This window comes from Grylomicrobium aquisgranense (assembly GCF_033971865.1).
Lineage (GTDB): Bacteria > Bacillota_I > Bacilli_A > Erysipelotrichales > Erysipelotrichaceae > Bulleidia > Bulleidia massiliensis.
This window is the reverse complement of record NZ_JALBUR010000014.1, coordinates 1-14070: the sequence shown is the minus strand read 5'-3', so window position 1 is coordinate 14070 and position 14070 is coordinate 1. Positions and strand designations below refer to the sequence as shown.

The window sequence follows — 14070 nt, the reverse complement described above, 5'->3', positions numbered from 1 at the left end:
AGATTATCATGCAGCGAAGCAGCGGCATTCTGATGCCGGTACCATCCTTGCCCGGCAGCTATGGCATCGGCTCTATCGGCAAAAGTGCAAAGCAGTTCATTGACTTTCTGGCAGCGTCCAGTATCCGTTACTGGCAGATATTGCCACTTGGCCCTACGGGCTATGGCAATTCACCCTATCAGCCCCTGTCATCTTTTGCCGGCAATCCTTATCTGATTGATCTGGACTGGCTTGCGGAGCACCACTATCTGAAAAAAGAGGAACTGCCTGCTGTGGAAGAAGAGGACTGGATTGACTATGGAAGGCTGTATAAACAGCGCATTGCCCTGCTGAAAAAGGCATGTGCAAGAATGCCGGAAGTAAATCCGGCTGACTACCTGTCCTTTGTAAAGGAAGAGCAGTCATGGCTGAAGGACTATGCGGAATTCATGGCTGTCAAAGACAGCCAGCAGGGCAGATCATGGCAGCAGTGGCCGCAGGATCTGCGCACCCGGCAGAGTGAAGCTGTAGGGGAAGTGATTGCAAAGCATCATGACAGTGCTGTTTTTTATCAGCGTGTGCAGTATCTCTTTTTCAGGCAGTATGAAGAACTGCTGGAATATGCAAAACAAAAGGATGTGCAGATCATTGGCGATCTGCCATTCTATATGGCACCAGATTCCATTGATGTCTGGGCGCATCCAGAACAGTTTTCTCTGAATCCTGACGGCAGTCTTTCTGCCTGTGCCGGCATGCCGGGTCAGGTATGGGGAAATCCGCTGTTCAACTGGGAAAGAATGCAGCAGGATGGCTATGCCTGGTGGATCCGGCGTGCCATGTTTCAATACCGCTTCTGCGACATGTTGCGGATTGATCACTTTCAGGGATTTTTCCGCTACTATGCCATTGATCCCAATACCAGAGAAGGCCAGTGGCGTCAGGGACCGGGTCAGGATCTGTTTGACAGACTGGAACAGGCCAATGGTAAAAAGGAAATGCTGGTGGAGGATCTTGGTGAGCTGGATGATGCATTCAAAGCCCAGGTCAAAGCATCCGGCTTCATGGGCATGCGCATCCTTGAGTATGCCTTTGATGAAAAGGATCCTGGTTCCTGGTATATGCCATTTCAGTATGCACTGCGCAATGCCTGTGTCTATACGGGCACCCATGATAACAATACGCTGATGGGGTGGATCAAAGATGAGCCGGAAAGGGCGCAGCGGGCATGCGCATACTTTGGCTGTACAAAGAAGGAACTCTGGCAGGTCATGCTGAAATGTGTCTGGGGATCTCCCTGTGATCTTGCCATTGTCCAGGCGCAGGACATTCTTCGTCTGGCCGGCACGGAACGCACTAACAACCCGTATGGCGGCACTCACAACTGGTGCTGGCGTGCCAAAACGGGTGCCTTTGATGCCGCACTTGCTGCATGGCTGAAAGAAAACATGAAGCTGTACTGCCGCACTGCCAGCTAGATCGAAGATCAAGCCTTGTATATTTCTTTTTGTTAGACATCGTGAAAGTTCCTCATGATTCTTTCGTGCTATATCCGACCATAAATCATCATCCTGATTCCAATCAATTCAGCGCAATGGATCTGTTGCAGTGAGTTGTGCAATTTAGACAATCTTTTTCACAGTATTTGTAACCGCTTGTAAACTGGCACATGGTGGGTTAAAATAATACCAGTCAATGAAATTCAGGAGGAATGATAGAAATGAAACAGATTTCAGTTACAGTCGTTGACCCGGTAGGACTGCATGCACGTCCTGCTACGGTTGCCGTAAATGCTGCCAGCAAGTTCAAGAGTGAGGTAAAGGTATCCTACAAGGGACGTACCGTGAATATGAAGTCCATCATGGGTGTGATGTCTCTTGGTATTCCGACACAGTCTGAAATCACTGTCACATGCGATGGTGAGGATGAGGATGTTGCCGTCAAGACAATCGAAGACGTGCTGCGCGCGCAGAAAGTCATTGCCTGAAGTGAGGAATAAAGAAGGGATCTGGCCATATGCGCCAATCCCTTTTTTTCAGGGAAAAGGAGTAATAGATAATGGATTACAGGGAAGAGTATAATCGTTGGCTGCAGGCGGATCTGGTGGATTTTGATCTGAAACATGAGCTGCATCAGATTGCGGATGATGATGAGGCGATCAAGGATCGTTTTGCCGTTGCTTTGAAGTTTGGTACAGCAGGTTTAAGAGGGGTGCTTGGTGCTGGTACCAACAGGATGAATATCTGGGTGGTGCGTCAGGCTACCCAGGGTGTTGCGGACTGGGTGAAGACGCAGGGCGGTACGCAGACCGTTGCCATTTCCTATGATTCCCGTCTGAAGGGATGGAACTTTGCCCGTGATGCGGCTGGTGTACTGGCTGCCAATGGCATTCATGTTGTGATCTATGATGAGCTGATGCCGGTACCGGCACTGAGCTTTGCAACCCGCTATTATCATTGCAATGCAGGCATTATGATCACGGCTTCGCACAATCCGGCAAAATATAATGGGTATAAGGCGTATGGACCGGATGGCTGCCAGATGACAGATGATGCGGCTGCGGTTGTTTATGCGTCGATTCAGAAGACGGATGTTCTGACTGGCGCGGCGTATATGAGCTTTGCACAGGGTGTACAGAAGGGACTGATTCAGTTTGTCTCTGATGAGTGCAAGAATGCACTGTATGCAGCTATTGAGGCATGTCAGGTAAGGCCTGGCCTTTGTGCAAAGGCTGGCCTGAAGCTTGTGTATTCACCGCTGAATGGCACGGGTCTTGTGCCGGTGACGCATGTTCTGCAGGATATGGGCATTACGGATATCACGATTGTGCCGGAGCAGGAATATCCAAACGGCTATTTCACAACATGTTCCTATCCGAATCCGGAGATCTTTGATGCCCTGAAGCTTGGCCTGGAACTGGCAAAGAAAGAGGGCGCTGATCTGATGCTGGCAACGGATCCGGATGCGGACCGTGTCGGTATTGCCATGAAGTGTCCGGATGGATCCTATGAGCTTGTCAGCGGCAATGAGATGGGTGTTCTGCTGCTGGATTACATTTGTGCCGGCCGTATTGAAAAGGGCACGATGCCTGAACATCCGGTGGCAGTGGAATCCATTGTTTCCACACCGCTTGCTGAAGCAGTAGCGAAGCACTATGGCGTTGAACTGCGGCATACGCTGACCGGCTTCAAATGGATTGGTGATCAGATTGCCCAGCTTGAGGCAAAAGGGGAAGAGAAGAGATTCATCTTTGGTTTTGAGGAATCTTATGGCTATCTGGCTGGCTCCTATGTCCGTGACAAGGATGCCATTGTAGGTTCCATGCTGATCTGTGAGATGGCTGCCTACTATCGTTCCAGGGGTTCTTCCATCAAGCAGCGTCTGGAAGAGATCTACGCTCAGTATGGCCGCTATCTGAACAAGGTGGATGCCTTTGAGTTTGACGGTCTTTCCGGCATGGAGAAGATGGCTGGCATCATGTCCGGTCTGCGCACGAATGCGCCGGTTTCCTTTGCCGGACATAAAGTTGTCAAAGTTACGGACTATGAAGACAGTGAAGAAACAGGTCTGCCGAAGGCCAATGTCCTGCGCTATGATCTGGATGATGGTGCGGTTGTAATCGTGAGACCTTCAGGCACAGAGCCAAAGATCAAGACTTACTTTACAACCAGGGGGACAACCCTGGCAGAGGCGCAGAAAGAGAAGGACGATCTTGCTGCGGCTGTCAAACCGTTATTATCCTGAGTCATTGGGACACAGATGGGTTTCCATCTGTGTCTTTTTTTCTGCTATCACTTCACACCGGGCTTATAATCCATTAAAATTGAGCAGTCAGAGAGCTGTATTAGAAAGTGGGGAACACATCATGGATGATGAGATGCGGATGGCGCAGTACCATGCCGGCCAGTGCATTGATGCCTGGAAGCTTTTTGGTGCGCACCGCTGCCGCATGAACAACTGTGAAGGCGTCGGCTTTGCCGTCTATGCCCCGCATGCCCGCAATGTCTTTGTCATCGGCTCTTTCACCAACTGGGAGGATCATCCTATCCGTATGATCCGCACCGGCTTTACCGGTGTCTGGCAGGTGTTTGTACCCAATGTGTATGAATGGGACAGTTATAAATACCGGATTGAAACAAACCGTGGCGACTGGATTGACAAGGCGGATCCGTTTGCCTTTTATGCGGAAACAAGGCCGGAAACAGCTTCCAAAGTTGTGGATTTACGCCGTCTGACATGGTCGGATGAGATCTGGCAGAGCCGTCCTTCTTCCTTTGATAACCGTCCTGTCAGTATCTATGAAGTTTATGCCGGAGGCTGGAAGAAGAACGGCAACAATCCATATACGTATGCCATGTTGGAAAAAAACCTGATTCCGTATGTCCGGAAGATGGGCTTCACGCATATTGAACTGATGCCTCTGCAGGAACATCCGTTTGATGGTTCCTGGGGCTATCAGGTTTCCGGCTGCTATGCACTGACATCACGGTATGGAAATCCGTATGAGTTTGCCTCTTTTGTCAATGCCTGCCACCGGCAGGGCATCGGTGTCATTCTGGACATGGTGCCGGTGCACTTCTGTGCAGATGCCTTTGGCCTTGCCCGCTTTGACGGGGAAGCACTGTATGAGTATTCACGTCCTGAGGATGCATGGAGCGAGTGGGGTACTTTGAATTTTGATCTTGGCAGGGAAGAAGTGCGCTCTTTTCTGATGAGTGCCTGTGCCTTCTGGTGTGAAACTTATCATATTGATGGACTGCGCCTGGATGCCATCAGCAACATCATCTATTGGGGCGGCAATAAGGACAGGGGCATCAACCAGGGGGGCATTGACTTTATCAAGCGTCTGAACTATTACATGCATCAGTACTATCCCAAAGTATGGATGTGCGCGGAGGACAGCACGGCTTACCCGGGAGTGACCACATCCGTACAGAATGGCGGCCTTGGCTTTGATGGCAAATGGGATCTTGGCTGGATGCATGATACTCTGGATTACTTTAGTACATCCCCTGAAGTGCGGATCACGCATCCGCAGTCTTTGCTGTTTTCCATGCAGTATTTTTATCGTGAACACTTTGTGCTGCCTCTGTCTCATGATGAAAATGTGCATGGCAAGCATACGGTGATGGGAAAGATGTATGGCCGCTATGATGACAGGTTCGCGCAGCTGCGTGCCCTGTATGGCTATATGTTTGCCCATCCTGGCAAAAAGCTGAACTTCATGGGTAATGAGATTGCCATGTTCCGGGAGTTTGATGAAAGCCGGGCGCTGGACTGGAATCTGCTGGACTATCCCTCTCATGCCAGCTTTCAGAAATACTTTGCCAGGCTGAATGAGCTGTACCAGCAGGAAAGTGCCCTGTTTGTGCATGAGGATGACCCTGTGCTTTTCCACTGGTTCTTAAAGGGCAAGCATGGTGTCTTTGGTTTTGTGCGTGGAAATCTTGTCTGCCTGCTGAATACCAGTGATCAAAAGCAGGAAACAGAGATTCCCGATACAGGTGCTGAAGTGCTGCTTGATTCTGAGGCGAAGGAATACGGGGGCCGGAATAACTGCCAGGTATATATAAAGGATAAGGTTACAAATATTGTTCTGATGCCGTATGCATGTTTGTGGCTGCGGCAGAAATAGATTAGAAAGAAGGATTGCATGTTCAGGAATAAGAGAGAGTTCAAGGCGGAGTTTCATCGCAGACTGGTGGAGGCGTATGGCTGTGAGATGGAGCAGACCAGTCCGGCTGAGAAATACCTGACCCTGGGTACAATGGTGCGCGATTATGCGTCAAATTACTGGAAGGATACCAAAAATGAAACAGCTTCTCAGGATCTCAAGCAGGTGTATTACTTTTCGATGGAGTTTCTGCTGGGCAGGATGCTGACAAGCAATCTGAAGAATCTTGGCATTTATGACATAGTGACAGAGGGACTGCAGGAGCTTGGTATTTCCTATCAGGAAATTGCAGATCAGGAGAATGATCCGGGTCTTGGCAATGGCGGTCTTGGCCGTCTGGCGGCATGCTTTATGGACTCTGCTGCCAGTGAGAACTATGTGGTAAATGGCAACTGCATCCGCTACCGGGCAGGGTTGTTCCGTCAGTTTATCAATAAATATGGTGAGCAGGTAGAAATGCCGGATATGTGGATGCGGATTGGCAATCCGTGGGAGATTCGCAAACTCAAGCATGCCGTGGATGTGAAGTTCTATGGCCAGATTGAGGTCAGTTATGATGAAAATGGTGATATGCATTTCAGGCATCGCCACGCCAGTCATGTACTTGCTGTGCCATATGACATGCCGATGATCGGTGCTCATACAAAGACGGTGAATACACTGCGTCTGTGGAGTGCAGAACCGGCGGATGTTGCGCCGCGTGACAGGGATTACCGCCAGTATCTTTCTGATGTGGAAGCGATCTGTCTGAATGTTTATCCGGATGATTCCACCGAGGAAGGAAAGTATCTGCGCCTGAAACAGGAATATTTCTTTGTCTGTGCCGGTGTGCATTCCATTGTGGAAACCCATCTGAAGAACCATCCTTCTCTGGACAATCTTGGCGAGAAGGTTGCCATCCAGCTCAACGATACACACCCGGTGCTGGTAATCCCGGAGCTGATGCGGGTATTGATGGATGAATACGGTTACGCCTGGGACAAGGCATGGCAAATTGTGAAGGAAACGGTTTCCTATACCAATCATACGGTTATGGCCGAAGCTTTGGAAAAATGGCCGATGCAGTATATTGAGAATCTGCTGCCGCGCATTGCCATGATTATTTCTGAAATAGACCGGCGCTATTGTGCCTGGGCCTGGCAGCAGTGCCCTGATGATCCGGATCTTGTCAGCCGCACCCGTCCTCTGCGTGACGGCACGCTGCATATGGCGGCACTGGCACTGATTGGCTCTCATGCGGTCAATGGTGTGGCTGGCATCCATACGGAAATTCTGAAGAATGATCTCTTCCGCGATCAGGTGCGTCTGTATCCCCATCTGATCCAGAACAAGACCAATGGCGTTACCCCGCGCCGATGGCTGATGTACTGCAACCCAGAGCTGAGGAAATTGCTGGATGATACGATCGGTACAGCATGGGAGAAGGACTATCATCATTTTGAAGATCTTTTGAAACATGTGGATGATCCTTCTGTGCAGGAAGCTTTCCTGGATGTCAAGCAGGTGCGCAAGGAAAAGCTTGCGGCATATGTCAGAGATCTGACCGGAGAGATTATTGATCCTTCTTCGATGATTGATACCCAGGCCAAGCGCCTTCATGCCTATAAGCGGCAGCTGCTGAATATCATGCAGGTGATCTATCTGTATCAGCGCATGAAGCGTGATCCTTCATTCCGGATTGCGCCGCATACATATCTCTTTGCAGCCAAGGCAGCTTCCAGCTATACATTTGCCAAGAGTGTGATCAAGCTGATCAACTGCGTTGCCGCTAAAATAAACAATGATCCAGACACCAGGGATGTGCTCAAGGTTGTCTTTCTGCCAAACTATTGTGTGACGATGGCTGAGACACTTGTGCCGGGTTCTGATGTGTCTGAGCAGATCAGTACGGCTGGCAAGGAAGCTTCCGGCACAGGCAATATGAAGTTCATGATGAACGGTGCAATTACATTGGGAACACTGGATGGTGCCAATGTGGAGATTGACAGTCTGGTCGGCCGTGACAATGATGTGATCTTCGGCCATACAGTGGAGGAACTCAATACGCTGCAATACCATTACAATGCCTATGACTATTATCAGCAGGACGGCCGTATTCATGATGTGCTGGATACGCTGATCAATGGATTCTGGAATGGCAGTGCGGATGAGTTCAGAATGATTTATGATGAGCTGATTACCCGCAATGATACCTACTTTGTCCTGGCCGATTTTGATGCATATGTCAAAGCCCAGGAAGAGATTGCCAGACGATATGCCAGCCGTAATACCTGGGCCCGCAGCTGCCTTGTCAATATTGCCAGAAGTGGCTACTTCTCTTCCGACCGTACGATTGAAGAGTATGCCCACGATATCTGGGATCTGCAAAAACTTCACTTCTAACAGGAAAGAGAGGAAACAGTTATGCCGGCTATGCATGCATATGCGGATGATTTTGGGGTGATTACCATCTGGATGAAGAGCAGCTTTTATGGAGGCCGTTCGGATTATTTCTATCTGACATCCCAGCAGGGTCTGTACATGGATCTGATTATCAAAAGTGTGGAGGATCATCCCGATGCTGTGAAATATCTGCTGACAACGCCGGCGGATCTGCCGTTTGGCATTGATTACCGCCTGCATGAATCTCATGGTCTGTCGGTGCCGGTGGAAATGCGGCTGATCTGCCAGAAGCCGTTCTTTACCAAAGAATTCATGTATGATGGCGATGATCTGGGACCAATATACCATCCGCTGTATACACTGTTTTCCGTATGGGCACCAACCGCTGTCAGCGTGATTCTGAAACTGGATAACCGCGGCTCGCGCACTGCTCATCCGATGACCAGAACAGATCATGGGGTGTGGCGGGCAAGAGTGAATGGTGATCTGCGCCATGCGACCTATACGTATCTTGTCAACCGCAATGGACAGGTCAGGGAAACGCTTGACCCGTATGCTTTGTCCTCAACGGCCAATGGACATGCCTCAGCTGTCATTGATCCAAATCTGGTGCCGCATACCCATATTCCCTGCAGTACCAAGATCAATTCTGCTGTGGATGCCATCATCTATGAGTGCTCGGTGCGGGATATGACAAGTTCGGCTCACAGCGGTACAAGCACGCATGGCACTTTTGATGCCTTGCGGGAAGAAAATACATCCTGGAAGGGGCATCCGACCGGGATGAGCTATCTGGCCTCTCTTGGCGTAACGCATGTACAGTTGATGCCGGTGCTGGATTTTGTGACTGTGGATGAGGAACATCCTTCCCGCAACTATAACTGGGGTTATGATCCGGCCCAGTATCTGACGGTTGAAGGCAGCTATTCTTCGGATCCGGATGATCCGTATGCACGCATGAAGGAACTGCGCATGCTGGTGGATACCTTCCACAGGCATGATATGCGGGTAACGCTGGATGTGGTGTTCAATCATATGTACGATGTGGATTCCAGTCCGTTCCAGTGTCTGACCCCGTATTACTGGTTCCGCTACAATGATTCCGGCTACCTGTCAAACGGTTCCTATTGCGGAAATGACCTGTCTTCCACCCAGCCGATGGTGCGGAAGTACTTTGTGGATGTCTGCACGAAGCTGATGGATCTGTATGATGTGGACGGCTTCCGTTTTGATCTGATGGGTGTCCTGGATGTGGATACGATGAATGCGATTCATGATGCGGTTAAAGCCAGAAAGCCGGATGCCTTATTATATGGAGAAGGCTGGGATATGCCGACCATGCTGGCACCGGAGGACAAAGCATGTATTGTCAATCAGAACCGGATGCCGGATATCGGCCATTTCAACGATTATTTCCGTGATACGGTAAAGGGCAGGACTTCAGATGATCAGAAGTATGCCCAAGGATATATTACTGGCGATCTGGGCATGGCATTTGGCATGTGTTCGGCAGTGACTGGCAATGTGATCGGTGATCCGTATTTCTATCGCTTTGATTCACCATGCAAGACCATCAATGGCACCGAGACCCATGACAATGCGACCAGTTGGGACAAGATGCGTGCCTGCTGCTCGAGTGAGAATCATGACACCCGTCTGCTGCGCCAGAAGATGCTGCTGGCAGCGACACTTTTCTCGATTGGTGTTCCATTCCTGCATGCAGGTCAGGAATTCTGCGGTACCAAGAACAATGTATCGAATTCCTACAATGCGGGTGATGGCATCAATCAGATGGACTGGGACAGAGCAATTCAGAATCAGGAGATCGTCGCATATACACGCCGGGCAATTGCCCTGCGCAGGGAATACAAAGCGTTTCATTATGCTACCCAGAAGGAAGTCTGCGACAATGTGCATGTATCCGTGATGGATGGCAATGTGGTTGTCTGCGATATTCACTGTCCTGATCCTGAGCATGCATGTACAGATGTGAGGATCCTTTACAATCCATCCTATGACAATCGGGAATATGGCAGTGCGGATGAGTGGCAGGTGATCTTTGACCACGATGGCAATCCGCAGGCGCAGAAGAGCTCCGTGATTTACGTACCTGGCTTATCTGTGATTGTGGCGGTAAAGAATAATCCGGATCAGTAAGGTCACAACAGAAAATGAGGAAGTCATATCTACACCAGATATGATTTTCTTTTGGAACAGTATCAGAGATTGCATGTGAAAGCCTTTCGTCACTTCCTGATCTGGCGCATGGAAAATCGTATGGAGGCCATTGCGGCCGGAAAGAACAAGTTGTGAAAACAGGGCATGTGATATGGAAAAAAGACAGTCAGAGGTTTGAACAGCCATTTGAAAGCCAGTGCGTATTTGACAAAAGCTGGCAGATACACACAATGCTGATCTGAACATCTAAAGCATATATGCGGTGTGTAAAAATGTACTTGTGAGTGCTGCGAATATGGGATTCCAGAAGTACAAAATCAACATCTGACCTGTGTCTGCGGGGGCAGTCGGGGCAATTTATAGTATAATGAGCAAAAGTAAAAGGAGTATCTATGACAGACCGTTTGAAGAAAGCCATTTGCATCATGTGTGCAGCCCTGCTGTGTGTACCGGCAGCAGTTGTTTCTGTACATGCCGATGACAGCGAAGAGCGCAATGCTGATTTTGATGCCCTGCTGCAGCAGGATTTTATCAATACGATGGAACAGGATTATCTCACTATGCATTTTACTGTGAAAGATCCTGACAGCCTTGGCATTGTCAAACCTGCTGTGCAGGTTGGCAGGGATCCTCGCACAGAGCTCAGTGAAGCCAGAAGCGAAGCCGAAGATATGCTTGCCAAACTCAGGGCCTTTGATTATGACAGTCTGAGCACGACTCAGCAGCATGACTATGATGCCCTTGTATATGCTTATGAAGATCAGCTGAACCGTTCAGATGAGAATTATAGCTGGCTGTTTACACCGGGCAATAATTTGGTGACCAATCTGTCTACCAACCTGACCGAGTTTATCTTCTATACAAAAAGTGACTTTGACGATTACATCACGCTGCTGCAGTCGGTGCCGTCTTATTTGCAGGCATGTCTCAGCTTTACGGAAGAACAGGCTGAAGCTGGCTATTTTATGTCAGATAAAGCGCTGGAAGAAACAGAATCACAGATTTCTTCTTTTGTTGCAAAGACGCAGGACAATCCGATCATTGCCGACTTCAATGATGATGCGGATGCCTCACAGCTTCTGACAGATGGAGAAAGGGTGGATCTGAAGACACAGGTCAGTGATATTGTCATCAATCAGATCATTCCTTCCTGCCAGACGATTGCCGATACGCTGAACAGCTACAAGGGAAAGGGCGGTCAGACCGGCTATTATGATATGGATGGCGGCCTGGATTACTACACGCTGGATGAACAGAATACAGCCAGTACGTCCAGGTCTCTGGATGATCAGTTTGATGAGCTGGACAGCTTTATTCAGGATGCGGTGAGTCAGCTGGCATCGCTTGGTGCCAATGCCGGCAGCGGCACCGTGAATTTCACGGATGCCGACAGGATTCTCAGCTATCTTTCCTCCGAAGAAACAAACTACGGTTTCCCGGCAATTCCGGATGTGACATATACTGCTACAAGCCTTGATCCAAGTGTTGTGTCTGGCAATGTGCTTGCCTATTATGTTTCTTCACCAGTCGATGATTACACCAGCAATATCATCAAGATCAATGATGCCAATATTTCCGATCTGAATGAACTGTATGGCACCCTTGCCCATGAGGGGTATCCGGGCCATCTTTACCAGCATGTGTATTACCTTGCGACAAAGCCAAATCTGATCCGGGAAGCCTGCAGCTTCCTTGGCTATACGGAAGGATGGGCAATGTATGCAGAGGTGCATGCTTACAGCTGGAATGTGCTCAGTGATTCTGATGCTGCTTACCAGCAGGTGATGGCCGAATTGAACTATGCACTGTGTGCACTGGCTGATATCGGTGTCAATGGCATGGGCTGGGACGAGGATGACCTGTCTGATTACCTGCGCAGTGTAGGTCTCAACACACAGGCGGCATCCAGCCTTTATGAGCAGTGCCTGATTTATCCGGCGGACTATAACAGCTATGGCTATGGCCTGGCAAGATTGATGACGCTGGAGAAGGAAGCACGGGAAGCACTTGGCGATGATTTCAAGCTGGAAGACTTTAACAGGGTGATTCTCGACAATGGACCCAGAACGCTGGATTCTGTTGAGGATGATGTGTCTGCCTGGGTAGAAGCCAATGGCGGCACGATGAGGTCTGAAAATAAGACAAAGAAATCTGCATCTTCATCATTTGCCCCGGTCTATGGTGTAGCAATTGCGGCTGGCGCAGTGGTAATCATTGTCTTTGCTGTACTGAAGAAAAAGCATAACAGGAAGGGACTGGCAGAGTAAGTATGGTGCATAATACCTGGTGGCCATGGCTGCAGGAAGAATGGCAGCAGCCGTATTTCAGGCAATTATCTGCCTTTCTGCATGAAGCATATTCCCATGGAAACATTTATCCGCCCCGTCAGCAGGTATTTGCTGCCTTTGAAAACTGCGATTATCCGGATATCAAAGTTGTGATATTGGGCCAGGATCCCTATCATCAGAAAGGACAGGCGCATGGCATGTGCTTTTCGGTTAATCCTGGCGTTCCCATTCCGCCGTCTCTGCAGAATATCTTCAAGGAACTTCAGGATGATCTGGGCTGCTACATCCCTAACAATGGCTATCTGATGCCATGGGCAAAGCAGGGTGTGTTTCTGCTCAACACGATCATGACAGTCGAGGATTCCCATCCGCTTTCCCATAAAGGAAAAGGGTGGGAAACCTTCACGGATCATGCCATTGCCAGAATCAATGAGAAACAGGAACCGGTTGTGTTTCTGCTGTGGGGCCGCAATGCCCGCAGTAAGGCATCCATGATTGACCGCAGCCGCCATCTTGTTCTGGAAGCACCGCATCCTTCGCCGCTCAGTGCGCACTATGGCTTTTTTGGCTGCCGCCATTTCAGCAGGGCAAATGCGTTTTTGAAAGAACATGGCCGTGAACCAATCAACTGGCAGATTCCGGATCTGTGAACTACTCGGCTACAAGTAACCGAGCTTCAAAGTGGCACAGGCCACTTTTCTTTTTTCCTGTGTTTCCAGACTGTCAGGAATGTGTACGTATCTCACAGTTGCCCATGAGGCGCGATGCATTCTGCTGTAGGTATTCTGCATGGTCTTGCATTCTCCATACAGTGGTTTCAGGCTATCCCCGCCGTCCCAGCGGTTGTTGTTGCTTTATTTCAGCATGTGCAGTAGATCCGCACTGCCTCATCTCTGATATTCAGCGCTGCGTTTTCATCACGATCATGATGATGTCCGCAGTCAGGGCATGTCCACTCACGCACAGCCAAATCTTTGGTGAGCTTGTGCAATGTCCCGCATGCATGGCACATCTGGCTGCTGGGAAAGAACTTCCCAACTTTGATGACGCGCTTTCCAGCCCTCTGTGCTTTATAAGCAAGCATGCTGGTAAACATACCCCATCCCTTGTCACCGACAGACTTGCCGAAGTGCAAGAACTGTGACATTGCCCTCATATTCAGATCCTCTATTCCGATCATGTCGTAGGTATCCACTAACTGTCGTGACAGCTTGTGTAAGGCATCGCTGCGCTGATGCTTGGCTTTCGCACTCAACTTTGCAATTTTTACCCGCTGCTTATGATAGTTGGAAGATCCTTTCTCCATATGAGACAGTTTTCTCTGCTCTCTGGCAATTCTGTTCTGCATAGCATGATATGGTTTGCCATAATCGATATGCTTACCGTTGGAATCGACACAAAAGTTATGCATAGACATATCCAGCCCGATTGCATTGTCCGGATCGATGTCATGGCATATCTCTTCATGCGGCACTTCGTACAGGAGTGAAAAATAGTATTTGCCATCAGGCTCATGGGTGACAGTAACAGACTTCAGTACGCCGTGTGCTGGCACCGTACGATGTGCTCTGA

The 14070-nt window shown here is 49.4% G+C and carries 9 protein-coding genes; 8 read left to right on the top strand and 1 reads right to left on the bottom strand.

Annotated features, from left to right (window positions below):
* The first annotated feature begins 8 nt into the window (after positions 1–8).
* From malQ to ung, 8 genes are all read left to right on the top strand, one after another.
* A complete protein-coding gene (gene malQ, locus MOZ60_RS06660; protein ID WP_370596080.1) occupies positions 9–1454 on the top strand; it encodes a 4-alpha-glucanotransferase in 1446 nt (481 codons plus the stop codon).
* 242 nt (positions 1455–1696) lie between these two features.
* Complete coding sequence (locus MOZ60_RS06655) at positions 1697–1963, top strand: phosphocarrier protein HPr (RefSeq protein WP_108774368.1); 267 nt, start codon at positions 1697–1699, stop codon at positions 1961–1963.
* 71 nt (positions 1964–2034) lie between these two features.
* On the top strand, positions 2035–3720 hold the full coding sequence (locus MOZ60_RS06650; protein WP_370596079.1) for a phospho-sugar mutase: 1686 nt from the start codon (positions 2035–2037) through the stop codon (positions 3718–3720).
* 121 nt (positions 3721–3841) lie between these two features.
* Complete coding sequence (gene glgB / locus MOZ60_RS06645; RefSeq protein ID WP_370596078.1) at positions 3842–5611, top strand: 1,4-alpha-glucan branching protein GlgB; 1770 nt, start codon at positions 3842–3844, stop codon at positions 5609–5611.
* 18 nt (positions 5612–5629) lie between these two features.
* Positions 5630–8032, top strand: coding sequence for a glycogen/starch/alpha-glucan phosphorylase (locus MOZ60_RS06640; protein WP_370596077.1), 2403 nt, complete (start codon positions 5630–5632; stop codon positions 8030–8032).
* A gap of 21 nt (positions 8033–8053) precedes the next feature.
* Positions 8054–10189, top strand: a complete 2136-nt coding sequence (pulA, locus tag MOZ60_RS06635) for a type I pullulanase (RefSeq protein ID WP_370596076.1) — start codon at positions 8054–8056, stop codon at positions 10187–10189.
* Positions 10190–10602: 413 nt separating this feature from the next.
* Complete coding sequence (locus tag MOZ60_RS06630) at positions 10603–12477, top strand: DUF885 family protein (RefSeq protein ID WP_370596075.1); 1875 nt, start codon at positions 10603–10605, stop codon at positions 12475–12477.
* A gap of 2 nt (positions 12478–12479) precedes the next feature.
* A complete protein-coding gene (gene ung, locus MOZ60_RS06625; protein ID WP_108774362.1) occupies positions 12480–13148 on the top strand; it encodes a uracil-DNA glycosylase in 669 nt (222 codons plus the stop codon).
* A 209-nt stretch (positions 13149–13357) separates the two neighbouring features.
* Here the strand turns inward: ung and MOZ60_RS06620 are convergent.
* Positions 13358–14070 (bottom strand): RNA-guided endonuclease TnpB family protein (locus tag MOZ60_RS06620; protein ID WP_370596074.1); only part of this gene is annotated, 713 nt, incomplete at its 5' end.

Coding starts and splice junctions, on each gene's coding strand:
- pulA (WP_370596076.1), top strand. CDS start 8,054: ATGCCGGCTATGCATGCATATGCGGATGATTTTGGGGTGATTACCATC.
- MOZ60_RS06655 (WP_108774368.1), top strand. CDS start 1,697: ATGAAACAGATTTCAGTTACAGTCGTTGACCCGGTAGGACTGCATGCA.
- malQ (WP_370596080.1), top strand. CDS start 9: ATGCAGCGAAGCAGCGGCATTCTGATGCCGGTACCATCCTTGCCCGGC.
- glgB (WP_370596078.1), top strand. CDS start 3,842: ATGGATGATGAGATGCGGATGGCGCAGTACCATGCCGGCCAGTGCATT.
- MOZ60_RS06650 (WP_370596079.1), top strand. CDS start 2,035: ATGGATTACAGGGAAGAGTATAATCGTTGGCTGCAGGCGGATCTGGTG.
- MOZ60_RS06640 (WP_370596077.1), top strand. CDS start 5,630: ATGTTCAGGAATAAGAGAGAGTTCAAGGCGGAGTTTCATCGCAGACTG.
- MOZ60_RS06630 (WP_370596075.1), top strand. CDS start 10,603: ATGACAGACCGTTTGAAGAAAGCCATTTGCATCATGTGTGCAGCCCTG.
- ung (WP_108774362.1), top strand. CDS start 12,480: ATGGTGCATAATACCTGGTGGCCATGGCTGCAGGAAGAATGGCAGCAG.